The organism is Pseudogulbenkiania ferrooxidans 2002, from assembly GCF_000174355.1.
GTDB classification, from domain to species: Bacteria; Pseudomonadota; Gammaproteobacteria; order Burkholderiales; family Chromobacteriaceae; genus Pseudogulbenkiania; species Pseudogulbenkiania ferrooxidans.
This window is the reverse complement of the sequence record NZ_ACIS01000002.1, coordinates 20,015-37,765: the sequence shown is the minus strand read 5'-3', so window position 1 is coordinate 37,765 and position 17,751 is coordinate 20,015. Positions and strand designations below refer to the sequence as shown.

13 protein-coding genes and 1 pseudogene are annotated in these 17,751 nt (G+C 64.0%); 2 read left to right on the top strand and 12 right to left on the bottom strand.

Annotated elements, in window-relative coordinates:
• Positions 1-82 precede the first annotated feature (82 nt).
• Both FURADRAFT_RS02930 and speB read right to left on the bottom strand, forming a co-directional pair.
• The gene (locus tag FURADRAFT_RS02930; protein WP_008952612.1) at positions 83-1,591 is read right to left on the bottom strand and encodes an aldehyde dehydrogenase family protein; all 1,509 of its coding nucleotides are present in this window, start codon (positions 1,589-1,591) and stop codon (positions 83-85) included.
• Positions 1,592-1,659: 68 nt separating this feature from the next.
• Positions 1,660-2,634, bottom strand: a complete 975-nt coding sequence (gene speB / locus FURADRAFT_RS02925; protein WP_008952611.1) for an agmatinase — start codon at positions 2,632-2,634, stop codon at positions 1,660-1,662.
• Positions 2,635-2,787: 153 nt separating this feature from the next.
• Here speB and FURADRAFT_RS02920 point away from each other — a divergent pair, with 153 nt between their 5' ends.
• Positions 2,788-3,693 carry a LysR family transcriptional regulator gene (locus tag FURADRAFT_RS02920; RefSeq protein WP_008952610.1) on the top strand — a complete coding sequence of 302 codons (906 nt, stop codon included), beginning with the start codon at positions 2,788-2,790 and terminating at the stop codon, positions 3,691-3,693.
• Between the two features lie 69 nt (positions 3,694-3,762).
• On the opposite strand, the gene FURADRAFT_RS02915 is transcribed toward FURADRAFT_RS02920, so the two are convergent.
• From FURADRAFT_RS02915 to peaA, 5 genes are all read right to left on the bottom strand, one after another.
• On the bottom strand, positions 3,763-5,418 hold the full coding sequence (locus FURADRAFT_RS02915) for an acyl-CoA synthetase (RefSeq protein ID WP_008952609.1): 1,656 nt from the start codon (positions 5,416-5,418) through the stop codon (positions 3,763-3,765).
• 263 nt (positions 5,419-5,681) lie between these two features.
• Positions 5,682-6,872, bottom strand: coding sequence for a quinohemoprotein amine dehydrogenase subunit beta (peaD, locus tag FURADRAFT_RS02910; RefSeq protein ID WP_236261520.1), 1,191 nt, complete (start codon positions 6,870-6,872; stop codon positions 5,682-5,684).
• Positions 6,833-7,156, bottom strand: coding sequence for a quinohemoprotein amine dehydrogenase subunit gamma (gene qhpC, locus FURADRAFT_RS02905; protein WP_008952607.1), 324 nt, complete (start codon positions 7,154-7,156; stop codon positions 6,833-6,835). The genes peaD and qhpC overlap by 40 nt, the downstream gene beginning before the upstream one ends.
• Before the next feature lies 1 nt (position 7,157).
• Positions 7,158-8,588, bottom strand: coding sequence for a quinohemoprotein amine dehydrogenase maturation protein (gene peaB / locus FURADRAFT_RS02900; RefSeq protein WP_008952606.1), 1,431 nt, complete (start codon positions 8,586-8,588; stop codon positions 7,158-7,160).
• Positions 8,589-8,660: 72 nt separating this feature from the next.
• The gene (gene peaA / locus FURADRAFT_RS02895) at positions 8,661-10,244 is read right to left on the bottom strand and encodes a quinohemoprotein amine dehydrogenase subunit alpha (RefSeq protein WP_008952605.1); all 1,584 of its coding nucleotides are present in this window, start codon (positions 10,242-10,244) and stop codon (positions 8,661-8,663) included.
• Between the two features lie 419 nt (positions 10,245-10,663).
• Here peaA and FURADRAFT_RS02890 point away from each other — a divergent pair, with 419 nt between their 5' ends.
• A complete protein-coding gene (locus FURADRAFT_RS02890) occupies positions 10,664-12,157 on the top strand; it encodes an aldehyde dehydrogenase family protein (RefSeq protein ID WP_008952604.1) in 1,494 nt (497 codons plus the stop codon).
• Between the two features lie 37 nt (positions 12,158-12,194).
• Here the strand turns inward: FURADRAFT_RS02890 and qhpG are convergent, their stop codons facing one another.
• The 5 genes and pseudogenes from qhpG to FURADRAFT_RS21290 all read right to left on the bottom strand — a co-directional run.
• The gene (gene qhpG / locus FURADRAFT_RS02885; protein ID WP_008952603.1) at positions 12,195-13,505 is read right to left on the bottom strand and encodes a flavin-dependent monooxygenase QhpG; all 1,311 of its coding nucleotides are present in this window, start codon (positions 13,503-13,505) and stop codon (positions 12,195-12,197) included.
• On the bottom strand, positions 13,502-14,182 hold the full coding sequence (gene qhpE / locus FURADRAFT_RS02880) for a subtilisin-like serine protease QhpE (protein ID WP_008952602.1): 681 nt from the start codon (positions 14,180-14,182) through the stop codon (positions 13,502-13,504). The genes qhpG and qhpE overlap by 4 nt, the downstream gene beginning before the upstream one ends.
• A complete protein-coding gene (locus FURADRAFT_RS02875; RefSeq protein WP_008952601.1) occupies positions 14,172-15,905 on the bottom strand; it encodes an ABC transporter ATP-binding protein in 1,734 nt (577 codons plus the stop codon). Before FURADRAFT_RS02875 ends, qhpE begins: the two co-directional genes overlap by 11 nt.
• Positions 15,906-15,969: 64 nt before the next feature.
• Positions 15,970-16,416, bottom strand: a complete 447-nt coding sequence (locus FURADRAFT_RS20940; protein ID WP_236261541.1) for an AAA-type ATPase lid domain-containing protein — start codon at positions 16,414-16,416, stop codon at positions 15,970-15,972.
• A gap of 15 nt (positions 16,417-16,431) precedes the next feature.
• A pseudogene (locus FURADRAFT_RS21290) lies at positions 16,432-16,835 on the bottom strand (sigma-54 factor interaction domain-containing protein); the annotation flags it as partial.
• Between the last annotated feature and the right edge of the window lie 916 nt (positions 16,836-17,751).

The following is a 17,751-nucleotide window of genomic DNA, read 5'->3' as shown; positions in this document are numbered from 1 at the left end:
ATAAACCCGGCCAGCATCAGCGCTGAAAATCCACTTCTCCCGGCGGCGTCATTGCGCCGCTCTTGTTGAAATCAAATCGTGCTCAGGGCAGCGTGATCCAGACGGCCTTGGTCTCCATCAGGTAATCCAGCTGTTCCGGGCCGAGGTCCTTGCCGAAGCCGGACTCCTTGAAGCCGCCGAATGGCATCGCCGGGTCGATGGTGCTGTGCGCGTTGACGTACACCGAACCGGCGGCCAGGCGCGGGATCAGGCTGTGCACGCGGCCCAGATCGTTGGAGTAGATCGCGGCCGCCAGCCCGAACGGCGAGTCGTTCGCCTGCGTCAGGGCGTCCTCGATGTCGTCGAACGGCGTGGTGACCAGCACCGGGCCGAAGATTTCCTCGCGCACGATGCTCATGTCGCGGTGGCAGTGCGCGAAGATGGTCGGCTCGACGAAATAACCCTGCCCTTCCAGAGCCTTGCCGCCGTGCACCAGCCGGGCGCCTTCGCGCTGCCCGGCCGCGATGTAGGACATCACCGTATCCTTCTGCTGCGCCGATACCAGCGGGCTGATGAAGCAGTCCGGGTCGAGGCCGGGGGCGATTTTCAGGGTGCGGGTGTAGGCGACCAGTTCTTCCAGGAAGCGCTCGTAGACGCTCGAGTGCACGTAGGCACGGGTGCCGGCGTCGCACACCTGCCCGGAGTTGAAGAACACGCCGTTGGCCACGGCGCGCGCCGCGGCCGCGAGGTCGGCGTCGTCCAGCACCAGCACCGGCGACTTGCCGCCCAGCTCGAGCGTGACGCGCTTGAGCTGATCGACCGCGCTTCGGCCAACGTTGCGACCCACCGGGGTGGAGCCGGTGAAGGTCAGCTTGTTGATGCCGGGGTGCGTCGCCATCGCCGCGCCGACCACGCTGCCGCGCCCGGTCACGATATTCACCACGCCGTCGGGGATGCCGGCTTCCTGCACCAGCTCGGCGAAACGCAGGGTGGAGAGCGAGGTCAGCTCGGCCGGCTTGACCACGGTAGTGCAGCCGACGGCGAGCGCGGCGGCGAGCTTCCACGCCATGGTCTGCAGCGGGAAGTTCCACGGCACGATGGCGCCGACCACCCCGATCGGCTCCTTGCGGGTGTAGGCCAGGTAGTTGCCGGGCAAGGACGGTTCGACGGTGCGGCCATGCAGCTTGGAGGCCCAGCCGGCGAAGTAGCGGAAGGTGTCGATGGTGCCCTGGATGTCGACGTCGCGCGCCTGCGACACCGACTTGCCCATGTCGATCGCTTCCAGCTCGGCGAGCTCGGTGGCGTTGGCCTCGATCAGGTCAGCCAGGCGATGCAGCAGCCGTTCGCGCTCGAGCGGCTTCAGGCGGCGCCATTCGCCACCGTCGAACTGGCGGCGCGCCGCCGCCACCGCGCGGTCGAGGTCGGCGCCGGTGCCGGACGGCACGCGCGTGATCAGGCCTTCGGTCGACGGCTCGGTCACGGCGAAGGTCTGGCCGTCGCTGCTGTCGAGCCACTGGCCGTCGATGAACATCTTCTGCGGTTTGGCGAGGAAGCGTCGCGTCGCCTCCGACACGCCGTATCGTTCCAGGTACTGCGCAACACTGCTATCCATGAGGTTTCTCCTGTGTTTCTCCGCCCGCATCGTGGTGTCGGGCTTGGTCTGAATGGGTGTGTGGAGGCTTAGCGCTTGGCCTGGGCGCGTTCGTGGAAGATGAAGCCGATGCTGTTCAGCAGCAGTTGCGCCGCCAGGATCGAGGTCAGTCCGGCCGGATCGTAGGCCGGCGCCACCTCGACCAGGTCCATGCCGACGATGCCGCCGTGGCTGCGCTTGGCCAGCGCCTGGATGATTTCCAGCACCTCGTAGTACTGGAAGCCGCCGTGGCTCGGGGTGCCGGTGCCCGGCGCGATGGACGGGTCGAAGCCGTCGATGTCGATGGTGATGTAGTAGTGGGCCGCTTCCGGGATCTGCGCCAGCACGCCCTCGGTGCCGAGGCGACGCACGTCGCGTACCGACAGGATGTTGGAGCCGGCGTCGCGCGCCGCGTCGTAGTCGGCGCGATTCGACGACGACACGTTGCGGATGCCCAGCTGGGTCATGCCGGCGATGTGATCCATCTCGGAGGCGCGGCGCAGCGGGTTGCCGTGGCCGTAGCGCACGCCGTGGCGCTCGTCGACGAAGTCAAGGTGGGCATCGAAATGGATGATGTGGATCGGGCCGCGGCCTTCGTAGGCCTTGATCACCGGGGCGTGGATCGAGTGGTCGCCGCCCAGCACCACCGGCATCGCGCCGGATTCGAGGATCTTGCGCACCGCGAACTCGATGTTGGCGTTGCTGCTGGCCATGTCGGTGTGGACGATGTCGGCATCGCCCACGTCCACCATGCGCACGTCCTCGCGGGTGAGGTACATCACGTCGTCTTCGTGGTCGTAGGCGCCGGCGTGACCGAACGAAAACAGCGTCGACGCTTCGCGGATGCCGCGAGGACCGAAGCGGGCGCCCGAGCGCCACTGCGTGCCCATGTCGTTGGGCGCGCCAAGGATCGCCACGTCGGCGTCGATACGCTCCCAGTCGAGACAAACCGCCGATTTGGCGAAGGTGCAATGGCCCACGAACGGCAAGTTCAGGCGGCCCGTTTCATACCCGTTATTCTGCATTTCAACTTCTCCACATGGTCTGTGACAGTGAAGGCCGGACTTGAGTACGCCCTGCCTTTTGAGTGACTATGGAGAAAGAAACGGGCCGAAAAAATAAGAAAGATCAGATCTTCAAATCGGAATTTACGATGTGATTCTCGGGGGAGAAAAGCGGTGAACCAGCTCCAGGACGTCGACCTGAAACTGCTCAGGGTCTTCATGACAATCGTCAAGTGCGGCGGCTTTTCGGCCGCGCAGGCGGCCTTGAACAGCAGCCAGTCGACCATCAGCGAACAGATGAACAGCCTCGAAACCCGCCTTGGGGTCACGCTGTGCGAACGTGGCCGCGGCGGCTTCCGCCTGACGGAGCACGGCGTCGCCACCTACCAGGCCGCGCAGCGGCTGCTGTTGGCGGTGGAGTCGTTCTGCATGGACACCAATGCGCTGCAGCAGCGCATCTCCGGGCGGCTCTACCTGGGCATCATCGACAACACCATCTCCGACGCCGAGTCGCCCTTGCCCAAGACCTTGCGGCAGTTCGTGTCGCGCGGTCACGACGTGCAGCTCGACGTCTACATCGGCACCCCGGCCGAGCTGGAGGAGCGCGTGCTCGACGGGCGCCTGCACATCGCCATCGGGCATTTCCCGCTGCGGGTTCCCGGCCTCTCCTACACGCCGCTCTACGATGAACCCGATGGCCTGTACTGCGGCCGTTACAGTCCGCTCTACGAGCAGCCACCCAGCGAGGACGAGTTGTTCCGGCGCATCGGGGAGAGCCACATCGTGGCGCGAGGCTATCTGCAGCAGCGCGACCTGCAACTGCTCCGAGTCAGCAAGGCCACCGCCACCGTCGACAACGTCGAGGCCCAGGCCATCCTGATCCTGTCCGGCGCCTACGTCGGGTTTCTGCCGGTCCACTACGCTGCCCGCTGGGTCGAGAGCGGCGCGATGCGCCAGATCGACCCCGCCCGCTTCAGCTCCCAGTGGCCCTTTACCGCCATCACGCGGCGCGGCGCCTCGCAGCCGGCGGTGCTGCGGGTGTTCATCGACGAGCTGACGGCCGTCGTCGGCAAGAGCTAGGCCGTACGGGGGCAGCCGCAATGCCTCCCCGCTCCTCCCGTCCCGCCGTGCTCTGACGGTGCCGTCGGCTCAGCTCACGCGGGTGCTTTGCGGCGACTTGTCGGCGTTGCCCTTGGCCACTTCCTGATTGCGCAGGATGAAACGCTGCAGCTTGCCGCTGGGTGTTTTGGGCAGTTCGGCGACGAACTCGATTTCCCGCGGGTAGGCGTGGGCGGCCAGCCGTTGGCGAACGTGCAGTTGCAATTCGGTGGCAAGCTCGGGCGTGGCCGCGCAGGTGTCGCCCAGCACCACAAACGCCTTGATCAGCTCGGTGCGCTCGGCATCGGGCTTGCCGATCACCGCTGCTTCGATCACGGCCGGGTGCTCGATCAGGGCGCTTTCCACGTCGAAAGGCCCGACGCGGTAGCCCGAGGTGGTGATGACGTCGTCGGCCCGGCCGACGAAACTGATGCTGCCGTCCGGGTTGGCTTCGACGGTGTCACCGCTCAGGTAGTAGTTGCCGACGAAGGCCGATGTTGGCATGTCCCGATAACCGCCAAACCAGCACAGCGGCGACTGCGCGCGATCGATCGCCAGGATGCCGGGCTGGCCTGCCGGCAGCTCGCGCTGCTCCTGGTCCAGCACCACCACGCGGTAGCCAGGCATGGCGAACCCTGCCGATCCCGGGTGCACCGGATGCCTCAAGGCATGGTGGTTGCCCACTACCATGCCGAGTTCGGTCTGGCCGTAGTGGTCGTGAATCGGTACCCCCAGTGTCTCGTCAAACCAGCGGATCACCTCCGGGTTGAGCGGCTCCCCGGCGCTGCTCACCACCCGCAAGATGCCGCGCAATGGCCGGGCCGCGGCCTCTCCGCCGGCAATCAGCAGACGGTAAGCCGTCGGCGATCCCGCCAGATTGGTGATGCCTCGTTTGCGGATAATGCGCCAGGTGCTCTCGACCGAGAATGGGCCGTCGTAAAACGTGGTCGGCAAGCCCATGGCCAGCGGGCCAGTTACGGCGTAGTAAAGCCCGTAGGCCCAGCCCGGGTCGGCCAAGTTCCAGAAGCGGTCCTCCGCCGTCAGCCCGATGGCGTCACGCATGTAGGTCACGAAAGCCACGATGGCCTTGAGCGGCACCTCGATCGGCTTGGCCAGGCCGGTGGTGCCGGAGGTGAACATCAGCAGAAAGGGGTCGTCGCCACATCGCAGCACCGGTTCAAACTCCGGCGACTGGTGGAGCAATGCGTCCCAGAAGTCGTTATCGCCTTGCTCTCCCGCGCCTACCGTCAATACCAGGAGGCCGTCCTCCAGCGTATCGAGCTTGGCGCGGTTGGCGTCATTGGTCACCACCACGCGGGCGCTAGAGGTGCCGAGGCGATGCTCGATGGCTTTCGGGCCGAAGGCGGTAAACAGCGGCTGGTAGACGGCGCCCAGCCGCCAGGTCCCGAGGACGGTGATCAGCAGTTCCACCGTGCGCGGCAACAGGCCGGCGACGGTATCTCCGGGCCGCACGCCCTGCGCCTGTAGCCAGTTGGCAAAGCGGGCGGAGTATTCCTTGAGCTGGGAAAAGGTATAGCTGGCGCTGCTGCCGTCGCTGCCTTCGTAGTACAAGGCGATGCGCCCGGTCCCGGCATAACGGTCACAACACTCGATGCAGGCATTGATGGCACCGAGATCACCCGCCAATACCTGTCGAACGGTTTCCTGATAGTCAAACTGACTGACTGCGGCAGAGTAGTCCTGCATGATCCGTGTCCTTGCAAAAAAGCGTGCCCTACGCTCACGTCGAGAACGTGATCGCAGCTTGGGCAACGACGATGGCGGGGAAATTGGTCGAGCCGGACGGCTCGACCCAAAGTGGCGGCTGATCAGCCGGGAATCATGCGGAAGAATGGCGTGGCGGATAGAACATTACGGTCTCCTCTTTTTATCCGGGCCCGTGGCGGACCTCCCGATCTCTTTCCGGGGTGAGAGGGATGGCACGCCACCCTGCTCTCGCCTTGTGGAGATTAACGGGTAAATATCTGCGCCGTGGTGATCGCCATATCGCCGCCCGGCAGTTTAACGTTGCCGATTTTCTTCAGCGAATCGGCGTCGAAAATGGCGACATCGTTGAAAGTCCCGGATAAATAAAGCTTGTTGCCGGCCTTGTTGATCGTCAAACAATAATAGGAATGATCGAGTGAGGCGCTTTGCAGCAGTTTCTTTTCCTTGATGTCATATTTCGCCAGGCGATTGAGCACGCCGTACATCAGGTTGGAGTCCTTGGGCGAGCGCGCCCCGGTGAAATACACCTCGGTAATCGGAGCGAAATCCACCAGCTCAGATTTGCCATTGGCAAGATTGATGTCGATAAAGCCGTAAACATTATCAGCCGTCTCCGGATTCATTTTCTCGTCCTTGAATCGCGCCGCCGTGTACAGCAGATTGAAAGTATGCTGAGGGCGTTGCTGCGGCCAGACGTACAGCACATCCGGCGGGCTATACAGCGGACGGGTCCAGTTGCGCAGCGGGATGTTCACTTCGGTCTTGCCACTGTGCGGGTCCATCTTGTAGACGTCGGCCCCCACCACGAACAGCGAGCCGTCATCGGCCGCCTGCAGCATGGTGGTCTGGCGCGGCGCCGGGAAGCTGCGCTCCGGCTTGGCGTTCAGGCCAGCCGAGGTCGAATACACCTGCAGGCGTGGCGTCTCCACCACGTAGTTGTCGCGATTCATCCGGGTCGGGTTGACGATGCTGTAGAGTTCCTTGCCATCCGGGCTCAGGCCGATGGAAAAGATCGCCCGGGCGCGCTCCGTCGGCTGCTGCGACAGGGTGGCGTGGAACACCACGTTGCAGCTGTCGAGTTCCACCCCGTAGATATCGCCGTAGTGATTATTCAGCACGTAGGCGCGGGTTTTGTCGGGACTGATCTGGATGGTTCCCGGACCAAAGGCATCCGGCAGGCGGCAGCTTTTATACAGGCTGTCGTTTTCCGCATCGATGATGTGCAGGTTGTTCGGGTAATTGGTGACGGCGAGATATTCGTGGCCTTTTTGCAGTGCCAAGTCGCTGGCGGCCAGGGTTGGCTGCGCACAGGTGCCGAACGCCATGGCCAAGCCGGCCAGCTTGAAAATCGTTTTAACGGACATAGCAAATCCCTCTTGTTCAACGTGGCCGGTTACTTGTCTTTGGGGAATACGGTGCCCAGATGGCGCCAATCTTCGCTGGAATTGTTTGCCGCCTTGTTCCAGTCGGGATAGGTGCTCATCATGTCCGGCACTTGTGCCGGCCACCAGCAGGGATCGGAGCAGCCGTACAGGTCGGACTCCATCGGCTGGCACAGCGAGGACACCCCGCCAAAGACGTCTACTTCCCAGCCCGGGTCGGTGGTGGCAGTACAGCCGGCGATCGAGCTCATCGCTACCACGTCTTCCAGGCGGTCTTCCGCCGCGGCCTGTTCCAATTGCTGTGCCTTGTGATTGATCGGCTTCAAATGTTTCATCTCAGTGTGCCTTCCGCGGAGTGATGTAGCTGCTGATGAAGGCCGGATTGCCGGCCATGATGCGGCTGTAGATTTCGATGCCGAAATCCACCCAGTCGCGCATCAGTTCGCAGTAGTGGTAGGTCGGATGGGTCGGGTCGCCGTAGCGGGCGTAGCTCTCGTGGTAGCAACCTCCGGAACACAGGTTGCGGATACGACAGCTCTCGCAGCCGGTGTTGCTGCGGTCCAGTCGCTGCGACAGAAAGTCGTTGAGGCGTGGCTGATCCACCCCGGTATGCACGTTGCCGAAGGTGGGCAGGGTCGATCCGGTGAAGCGGTGGCACAGGTTCAATTCGCCCTTGTGATCCACTGCCAGCATCTTGAGCCCGGCGCCGCACGGCAAAGCCTTCTTGTGCCCTTCATGAATGTCGGTAATCAGCTGGTGCAGGTTGGAAAAACCGATATTGCGGTGCTCGAGTGCGGCCTCCAGGTAGCGCCGACCGAGCGCCTTCATGTTGGCGAACACCTGTACCAGTTCCTCCGGTGACAGGTTGAAGGTACTGATGGTGCCCGACGTGACCGGGGCGAAACCGACCTCGGCAAAGCCAAGCTCGTTGAACAGGTGGTCCCAGATGCCCTCGACGTCGGTCACGCCGCTGGTCAGGGTCACGCGCGCGCCGACCGGCCGGCTGATATAGCGCGACAGCAGCATTTCCACCTTGCGCCGTACCACGTCGTAGGTGCCGGTTCCGCCCACGGTGAGGCGGTTGCGGTCGTGGATCTTCTTCGGGCCGTCGATGCTGACCGACAGCCCGAAGCGGTGCGCGTTCAGGTAGTCGACGATCTCTTCGGTGAGCAAGGTGGCGTTGGTGGTCATGACGAATTCCACCTGCTTGCCCAACTCGGCGAAGCGGGTTTCGCAGTAATCCACCATGGTTTCGATCAGCTTGCGGTTGCTCAGCGGCTCCCCGCCGAAAAACACCACGGTATAGCGCGGCTCGTCCGGCGATTCCTGCAGCAGCATCTCCACCGAGGCCTTGGCGGTTTCCACGTCCATGCGGCGGCCCGCCGACGGCGTGTCGAGATCTTCCTTGTAGCAGTAGGAACAACTCAGGTTGCAGCCGGTATTGACGTTCAACACCACCGTATTCAAGGCGGTGCGCTCGACCCGCTGCAGGGCGATCTCCGGCGTCAGCGGCGAGCCGTCGCTCACCACCTCGAGTGCCAGCAATTCGCGCAACGTCTCGCCCACCTCCTCGCTGGCAAAGCGGCCGGACAGGCGCTGCAGCAGCTCTTCGGTGGTACAACTACTAACGCGCAAGGCGTCGACGATGCTGGCGGTCAGCTGGTCCGTGGCGAACAGCGAACTGCTCGGGATGTGGAACAGCAAGCGCTCGGCATCGACCTGCACTTCATGCACGTTGCGTTCGACCAGGTTCAATAGGGTGCCCATGGCATCCTCCTCAATCCAATCCGAATGTATCGATTCCGAAGCCAGCCCCATGCTGGCTTCGCCAGGCATGGCTCAAGGGATGGGCGGGTTGTTCCAACGCTGCACCCCGACAATCATGTGGCCTTCGCCCTTCAGGGCGCGCCCGCTGTCGTCCACGGTGGCGATCACCTTGAGGTTGCCGGCGTTGTTGGTCGACATCTTGCGGGCCGGGTTGGGGCCGGCGTCGCCCGGGGTGAAGATGCCGCTGTCGGCTTGCATCTTGCCGGCGTATTTCACGTCCTGATCTTCCTCGGCGCGCTCGTCGAACGGGGCCACCGACCACTTGGCCGGCATCACGCCGACCCGGAAGGGCTTGCCGGAAGTGTCCTGACTCCAGGCTTCGGCGTCGAAGCGCCCTTCCACCTTCGGCGTCGACCCGCCATTGCCGCCGATACGGGACACCGAGAAGGCCGGAAGCACCTTGACTTCCTTGACCTGCTGGTAGACCGCCAGGCTACCGCCCTTCAGCCTGCCGAGGCTGATGCTGCGCACGCCCACGGCGGCATCGGCGCTGGCCTTGACCTTGACACGCACCTGCTCGGGAGTCTGCGACAGCACCGAGACGACCTGGATGCCGGGACCGAAATCGGCCTTGCCCTGAAGGTTGGCGCCGACCAGAGTGAGCTCCGTCTCGCTGCCGGCTTTGACGAAATCGGGCTGGACCGCGAGCAGCTTGCCGCTGCCGGATTTGGCAGCATGGAAGTCGAGGCCGCGCTCGTCATGGGTCTCTTCGAACATGCGCCCCTGCATCTCGCCGTCCCTGGCCATCAGCACCTGGCGCATGGCGACGCCGCCGACCTTGACGCTGGCACGCCACTCGTAGCCGTTGTAAAGCAGCGCAGAGCCGCTGCCGTTGAAGGACTGGCCGTCGGCATAGCGGCCTTGCATCGCAACCTTGAAGGTGTCCTTGCCGGCCGGGCTGACCGTCATGACGCCGAGTACGTCATCCTTGCCCAGCATGTGCCCGCTGAAGCTCCAGCGCCCCGCCAGGGCCGCCGGCTGCGGCTTGTGCCGTTGCCAATCGGACCAGGCCTTGCTGTCCAGCGGGTACTCCTTGGCCAAAAGCGGGACCATTTCCTTGAGTGCGACCTGCAGCCAGTCGCGGTCGCGCGCCTGCGCCTGATACTCGAGCGACGGCCATTGGCCCAAGTGGAAATGGACCAGGTGTTCCCATTCCTTCGCCGGGCGACGCTGCAGGGCCGGACGCGCGGCGGAGTGGCAGCGCGCGCACATCTGGTTGTACTGCTCGGAGCCGATATGTTCGACCGTGTTGAGGCTGCGTTCCAGCGCGTAGCGGGCGGTTTCCGTCTCACTCGGTGCCAGCCCCTGCTTGTCGGCCAGGTATTTGACCACGGTTCGGCGGTCTTCATCGCTGATGACCAGGCCGTGCATGGTCTGCATGCGGGCGATGGTCATCAGCCAGCCTTCTGGGGTCTTGCGCTGATGACTGATACGGCTCCAGGAATTCTTTCCTTCGGCGGCATGGCAGGCGGCACAGCTCTGGCCGATGATGGTCTGGGCGTCGCGAGCATCCGCCGGGGCGGCGCAAATCGCCAACGGTGCGGCGACACCCAGGATGTGCCAAGGCTTATAACGTCGGAGCAGGTGGGTTAACAAGGTCGGACTCCTTTGTAGTATTTGATTTTGTAATCGCACACGCCATTCGATGAACGAATACGTCATGCCTGGAATGCGATTTAGCACATTCCGTGCCAAACATTAAATGCCCTGCCAGCCCCCATTTATCTGTGGCCAAAATCGGCTTTTGCATTCGATAAGGCGGGAGTAGTGTCTTGTTTTGCGATTAGCACTGTTTCAAATTGAGAATTATTGCTGTGCAGCATTTATTTATCACTGCTGGAGTGTTTTCATTTTATGTCTCAGTCCTTCTCAAATCGAGACGCTCTTGCTATTCATTGCACTTGATTGACAGGCTCAACCCCAATAAAAACGATTGCTCAGCTTATTTAAATCGCTCTGGTATGGAAACTGCTTTGAGGCCCTCACCCGTCACGCCACAACTGAGGATGCCAACAATGCAAGCTTCACTATCGTTACTGCCGCAAACCGTTTCGTTTCTTGCGCGCAAGCCCAAGATGCTGATTGGCGATCGCTGGTTGGATGCCGCCAGCGGCGCCACCATGCCGGTACGCAACCCGGCCAACGGAGAGGTGCTGTGTGATGTGCCCATGGCGGCTGAGTCTGATGTCGATCTGGCCGTCAGCGCCGCGCGCCGTGCCTTCGACGATTCGGCCTGGAGCCGGATGCGTCCGCGCGAGCGCCAAAACCTGCTGTGGCGCCTCGCCGACTTGCTCGAGCGCGATGCCGACATGCTGGCAGAACTGGAATGCGTGAATAATGGCAAGAGCGCGCAAGTGGCCCGCGTCATGGACGTCCAGCTGAGCATCGATTTTCTGCGCTATATGGCGGGCTGGGCGACCAAGATTGAAGGCTCGACGGTCGACGTCTCGATTCCGTTGATGCCGGACAGCCATTTCCACAGCTTTGTACGGCGCGAGGCGGTTGGCGTGGTCGGCGCCATCGTGGCGTGGAACTTCCCCTTGCTGCTGGCCTGCTGGAAGCTGGGTCCCGCCCTGGCCACCGGCTGCAGCGTGGTGCTCAAGCCGGCTGACGAAACGCCGTTGTCCGCACTCAAGCTGGGTGAGCTGGTACTGGAAGCGGGCTACCCGGCGGGTGTATTCAACGTTGTTACCGGTACCGGTGTGACCGCCGGTGCGGCGCTGTCGCACCACCCGGAGGTGGACAAGCTTACCTTCACTGGCTCGACCGAGGTCGGCAAACTGATCGGCAAGGCGGCCATGGAGTCGATGACGCGCGTCACGCTGGAACTGGGCGGCAAGTCGCCGACCATCGTGCTGGACGACGCCGATCCGCATGTGGCGGCAGCCGGCGCGGCCACGGCAATCTTCTTCAACCACGGCCAGGTGTGCTGCGCTGGTTCGCGCCTCTATGTGCACCGCAAGCATTTCGACAATGTGGTCGGGGAAATTGCCTCCATCGCCAACGCCATGAAGCTCGGCAATGGTCTGGACCCGAGCGTGCAGATGGGGCCGTTGATCTCGGCCAAGCAGCAGCAGCGCGTGTTCGGCTACATCGAGCGCGGCCGCGAATTGGGTGCCCATATCGCCTGCGGTGGCGAACAATTTGGTCCGGGCTATTTCGTCAAACCGACGGTGCTGGTGGACGTGGCGCAGAAAGGCCCGCTGGTGCAGGAGGAAATCTTCGGCCCGGTGCTGGTGGCGATGCCGTTCGACGATATCGACGAGGTCGTCCGCCTCGCCAACGACAGCCGCTATGGCCTGGGCGCCAGCATCTGGACCAACAACCTGTCGGCGGCGCACCGCATGATTCCGCGCATCAAGTCGGGTTCGGTCTGGGTGAACTGCCACAGCGCGCTCGACCCGGCCATGCCGTTTGGCGGTTACAAGCTGTCCGGAGTCGGGCGTGAGATGGGGGCCGCCGCCATCGAGCACTACACCGAAGTGAAGTCGGTGGTGATGAATATCTAAGTGAGTCGATACTGGCGCCCGAGGGCGCCAGTTTTTTTCAGGCTGGCCTGTAGCCCTGCGCCAACAGCCAGCCTCGCAGCATGTGGCGCTGCTCCGGCGCCAGGGTATTCAATACGTCGGTGCCGGGGCCCTGCTGCAGCGCCTGCACGATCGGCGCCAGTTCCACCCCTTGCAGGTGCCAGATGCCGAGCGGCTGGTCAGGACTGACCACCACATCGGCTTCATCGATCTCATCACCGTTGATCACCGGCGCCTTTTCTACCCGCAATTGTTCGAAGCCTGACGCCACGTGGATTGGCTGCTGGTCGGGCCAGGTACGGCGTGCCTGCCAGAACGGCCGCTCGGCCCAGCGCTGTTCCATGGCGTAGAAGTCGCGGCCGATCCGGGCGAAGCGGTGGAATAGATGCTCGATGCGGCGTTGATGGAAGCGTTGCGCCAGCTGGACGCGATCCGGCCGTGTCAGCAGGGTATGGATCACCGCCGGCGCTTGCAAGGCGGAAGACAGCGACTGGAAGATGCCGTTGCCGGAGAGCGGATCTACCGCCATGGCGGCATCGCCGACCCGCAGCCAGTTGCCCCCGGAGGTTTCCAGACACAGGGTCGCCGTGCTGGTACGGGCATGCACGGCGGCCTTCTGCTGTGCATGCGCCCCGAAAAAGTCGAGGACCAGCGCCGAGGTACGCCGGGTGGCGCAGAACCCGGCCAACTGGTCTTTTCCCGGCAGCTCGGCACTGGCCACGTCGAGTGTCAGCTGCCAGTAGCAGCGACCGTCCGCCAGCCTGGCCATCCAGACCCAGCCATCCTCCATGCTTTCCACCGCCGAACCATGCGGCCCGGGGGCGCCTTGCCAAGTGTTGAGCAAACCTAGGGTTTCGGGGCCGCGCAGCCCTTTGCCGGAGAGTGGTGCCAGCCGGCCACGCGCCTCTACCAGAAAGTCGGCGGCGATCATGCCGGTCCCGTCGGGGCCGTCCAATTGAACTTGATGGCCTTGTGTGTCGGAAACCAGCGTACGCACTTTGGCCTCGATCACTGCGATGCCCGCTGCCTGCAGGTCCTGCCTCAGGGCGTGGTCGAACGCCCGGCGATCGAGCAGGAATTCGGTGTTGAGGGTTTGCCGGGTGCCGTTCCAGTACACCTCGCGCGCCGACGGCGCCGCAGCGCTGTCGGCCGCCCGTCGCAGGCCGGCATGGTACAGGCCGTCCAGCACCCGCTGTGATATCCCCTCCACCGCTTCGAAGCGGCGCCATTCGCTGACCACGCTGACGCGATAGCCGAGCCGGTTGAGCCCGAGGGCGACGGCGGCGCCGGCCGGACCGGCGCCAAGTACCAGGATATGTGCTGACGTCATGATGGATGCCTGCGTTGTTCAATACCGATGAAGCTGGCCTCGCGCTGCAAATGGTCAAGCAGTTGTTGGCGCGTGGCATCGGGATGAAGCAAGAAATAGGCCGCGATCAGCCCGCTCATCGCCGCCGTGGCGATGCTGGCCCCGGCCATCCCCCCCTCGCCGTTCGCGACCACGGTGCCGAAGTCGGCCTGGGGACTGGCGAGCCAGGACCATTGCCCGGCACGGCAGCGGGCATCGCCGGTGATGCGCAACACGCCCGGGTAGCTCGCCGGGTAGACCGGTTCGCCCTGGGCCGGGCTTGAGGCACAGAGCACGATGCCGGCCGCGAGTGCCTGCTCGCAGGCGGCGCGCAGCAAGGGTCGGTCCTGCCGGATGCCCAGGCTGAGGTTGATCACCTTGACCTCTTGCTCGATCAGCCAATGCAGGGCTGCCGCGATCTGCAGCGGGGTGGTGGTCCAGCGCTCGTGGAAGACCTGGGCCACGCAGAACTGCGCCGCCGGGGCCTGTCGTGCCGCCATGTCGAGCACCGCGCCGCCGTGCCCCAGCCGGTCGGGCTGGACTTCCCCGTGCCGCAGGTCTTCTTGCTCGAGCCAAAAACCGCGCGCCGCCAGCACCCGGCTCGCCTGCTCGTGGCGGCAGCCGCTGTCGACGATGCCGATGCGCAATTCAGTGCCCATCGTTCACGCACGCCTCCTGGCGTTGCAGCAGTTGTCCGTCGATTAGCTCGAAGCGCAGGTCGGCCTGCGCCAGCGTCGACGCGCGGTGGCTGATCAGGATGCGGGTACGCTGGCTGAACAGCTCGTCGATCTCAGCGATGACTTCACGCTCGGTAGCCTCGTCCACCGCCGAGGTGGCTTCGTCGAGTACCAGGATCAACGGATCCTGCAGCAAGGCGCGGGCAATGGCGATGCGCTGCTTCTGGCCACCGGAGAGTTGCTGCCCACGTTCGCCGACATGGCTGTCTAGACCGTTCGGCATGGACTGGATCAGACTGTCGAGACGAGCCCGCCGTGCCACGGTTTCGATCTGTTCGCGGCTGGCGTGCGGTGCGCTGTAGCGGATGTTGTCGGCCAGGCTGCCACGAAACAGCACGATGTCCTGGCTCACGACGGCGATGCGGCGACGCAGGGTAAACAGGTCCAGCTCGCGCAGATCGACCCCTTCGAAGCAGATGCTCCCTTGCTGGGGGGCGTAGAAGCGTTGCAGCAGGTCGATCAATGTCGATTTTCCGACCCCGGATGCGCCGCTGATGGCCACCTTGCGCCCTGCCGGTATCTGCGCCGATACGCCACGCAGCACTCCCTGCTGGCGCTCGCCATGGGCGAACCAGACGTTATCCAGTACCAGTTCGCCGCCGCTGCTCGACGGCTCTCGCGGATGTTCTGGCTGATGGATGCTGACCGGCTCGTTCTGCAACTCCATGACCCGGCCCAGGCTCACGGTCATGCGTTGCAGGGCGACGTAGAGCCCCAGCAGGCTTTGCACCGGCCCGACCGCCATGCCAAGGTAGGTGGAAAAGGCGATCAGCGAACCCAGTTGCCAGCTGCCGGTGACGACCCAGTAACCACCGATGAGGAAGGCGCAGGCACGCGACAGCGAGGTCAGCGTGCCGGGGACGGCCTGGGTGAAGAATTCGGTCACCTGTAGTTTGAGCAGGCGCTGCATATAGCCCTCGCCGAGGTGATCGAGGCGATGCAGTTCGGCGGTTTGCTGCCCGGCGGACTGGATGAACTTCATCGCGGGTAGCGTTTCGACCAGAAAGGACGACATGTCGGCCGAGCTTTCGCGCAGCTGGCGCGCATCGCGCTCTACTTTCTGGCGCATCCAGCGCAGCCACAGCACTTCGAGCGGGATCAGCACCACCACCAGCAGCGACAGTTTCCACGACAGCGCCAGCAGCAAGGCGATGGCGCCGATCAGACCGATCACGCTGGAGACGGCGGAAAACAGCGAGTCCAGCGCAAAGCGCTGAATTTCGGCCACGTCGCCATCGAGCCTGGAGAGCAGATCGCCGATGCGCCGCCGACCGTAGAAGGCTGGGGAGAGTTGCTGCAGATGACCGTACAGGGCGCCACGCAGGGAAAACAGGATGCGCCCGGACAGACGGGTGTGCAGGTAGCGGTTGACGCCGCTGAGTAGGGTGCTGGCAATGCCGACCACGATCATGGCGAGCGCGATGGCGAGAAGCAGCGGGTAGTCTTTACCGAGCAGCCCCCTGTCGATCAGCATCTTGGTGAGCCAGGGCTGGGCGAGCACCAGTAACGAGGCCCCCAGCGACAGCCCGAGCAGTCCGCCGATGGCCAGGCGATGCGGACGCACAAAGCCGTACAGCCAGTCCATCGACTGCTCGAACAGGGCCGGATTGTTTGTTTTGGCGAACTTGAGGAAAAACCTGAACATAGGGGTTCCGCGCGGCGGCTGCCGGGTCAAGATGTGCTCTGCGTGGCAGGGAACACGGGGGACGTTACCACTGCAGCTGCTTCAGCTTGCGGTAGAGGGTGGCACGGCTGATGCCCAGCGCCTGGGCCGCCGCCGAAACGTTGCCCTGATAGCTGTCGAGGGTGCTGCGGATCAGCTCCAGCTCCTGGTCGCGGATCAGCCCGCCGGAAGGCCGCGTGCTGGCGTGCAACTCCTCGAGGAAATGGTCGCTCAGGTGTTCGGGGGTCAACTCGGTCTCATTGCCTTCGCGCATCGCCAGTGCCGCGCGCAACACCATTTCCAGCTGGCGGATATTGCCCGGCCAGGCGTAATGGGCAAAGAGCTCGGCCAGTTCGTGGCTGACCGTGACATGCCCTGCCCCCAGCTTGCTGAGCACTGTATCGATCAGTTGGCTGATATCCTCGCGCTCGCGCAGCGACGGCAGGCCGACGCTCACCCCGTTGATGCGGTAGTAGAGGTCTTCGCGAAACATCTTGTCGCGCACCATGGCCTTGAGGTCGCGGTGGGTGGCGCAGATTACCGCGACGTCGATGTTCTGCTCTTCGCCGGCCCCAGCGGCGCCACCTTGCGCTCTTGCAGCACGCGCAACAGGCGCGCCTGCAGGTGGAGCGGCATGTCGCCGATTTCGTCGAGGAACAGCGTGCCGCCGTTGGCCTGCATCAGGCGCCCGACCACCCCGCCCTTGCGTGCGCCGGTAAAGGCGCCGTCGCGGTAGCCGAACAGCTCCGACTCGATCAGTCCTTCGGGAATGGAGGCGCAATTCACCGCGATGAAGGGTTTGCCGGCGCGAGCGCTGGCTTCGTGCAGGGCGCGGGCGACGACCTCCTTGCCGGTGCCGGTCTCGCCGAGCAACAGCACGGGGAGATCGTTGTTCAAGCCTTGCCGTGCCATTCTCAGGGCTCGCCCGAAACGGCTCTGGCCATCCGCCAACTCGTCCAGGGTGCAGGGTCTGGGCTGTGGTTTGGCCGTCGTGGTCGGCGTCGACACGATGGTCGGCGTGCGCGGCAGTTGCAGGGCCTTGAAGTAGAACTCGCCATGCGCCAGCGGGACTTTGGCGGTGCCGTCATGCACGATGCGCGAGATCAGCGTGCTGCCGCGCACGCCCAGCGCCCCTTCGCAACGCTGGCCGACCATCTTGTCGCGCGGCAGCCGCAGCAGGTCGCAGGCTTGCTGGTTGGCGGCCAGGATGTCGCCTTCCACGCTCACCGCCAGCACGCCGTGCCAGGCCGAACCGAGATATTGCTGGCGCGGATGGAAGACCAGCACCAGATGCTCCGGGAAAAAGGCACCGAACAGGCGGCTTTCGATCTGGCTGACGGCGATCATCAGCATGCCGAGGCTGTCCTGCGGCTGGGCCAGGGTACCCTCGCGCGTCAGGTCGAGCACGCCGATGGCGTCGCCGTGCGGGTTCTTGATCGGCACCGAGGAACAGGAGAAACGGCTCAGGCATTCGAGGTAATGCTCGCCGCTATTGATCAAGATCGGCCGGCTCTCGATCAGCGCCGTGCCGAGGGCATTGGTGCCGCGCAGCGATTCGCTCCAGCAGGCCCCGGGGGTGATGTCCTGGATGCCGAGGGTACGGAGGTAATCGGTGCGTCCTTCCACCGCGAGCATGTTGGCGTTGGCATCACCCAGAATCACCAGGCCTTCGTTACCGTAACGTTCGGCCAGAAATTCCATTTCCGGGGTGGCGGCGTCGAGCAGCATGCGGTTGGCTGCCAGCAGCATGTCCAGATCGTTGACGACCTGCAGGCTGACCAGTTTGCTGTCGATGCAATCCAGTCCGTGGCTGAAGCTGCGGCGCCAG

Excerpts from the sequence above, each read along its gene's own strand:
- FURADRAFT_RS02930 (WP_008952612.1), bottom strand. The coding sequence starts at position 1,591 with ATGGATAGCAGTGTTGCGCAGTACCTGGAACGATACGGCGTGTCGGAG.
- speB (WP_008952611.1), bottom strand. The coding sequence starts at position 2,634 with ATGCAGAATAACGGGTATGAAACGGGCCGCCTGAACTTGCCGTTCGTG.
- FURADRAFT_RS02915 (WP_008952609.1), bottom strand. The coding sequence starts at position 5,418 with ATGCAGGACTACTCTGCCGCAGTCAGTCAGTTTGACTATCAGGAAACC.
- qhpC (WP_008952607.1), bottom strand. The coding sequence starts at position 7,156 with ATGAAACATTTGAAGCCGATCAATCACAAGGCACAGCAATTGGAACAG.
- peaB (WP_008952606.1), bottom strand. The coding sequence starts at position 8,588 with ATGGGCACCCTATTGAACCTGGTCGAACGCAACGTGCATGAAGTGCAG.
- FURADRAFT_RS02890 (WP_008952604.1), top strand. The coding sequence starts at position 10,664 with ATGCAAGCTTCACTATCGTTACTGCCGCAAACCGTTTCGTTTCTTGCG.
- qhpG (WP_008952603.1), bottom strand. The coding sequence starts at position 13,505 with ATGACGTCAGCACATATCCTGGTACTTGGCGCCGGTCCGGCCGGCGCC.
- qhpE (WP_008952602.1), bottom strand. The coding sequence starts at position 14,182 with ATGGGCACTGAATTGCGCATCGGCATCGTCGACAGCGGCTGCCGCCAC.
- FURADRAFT_RS02875 (WP_008952601.1), bottom strand. The coding sequence starts at position 15,905 with ATGTTCAGGTTTTTCCTCAAGTTCGCCAAAACAAACAATCCGGCCCTG.
- FURADRAFT_RS20940 (WP_236261541.1), bottom strand. The coding sequence starts at position 16,416 with ATGTTTCGCGAAGACCTCTACTACCGCATCAACGGGGTGAGCGTCGGC.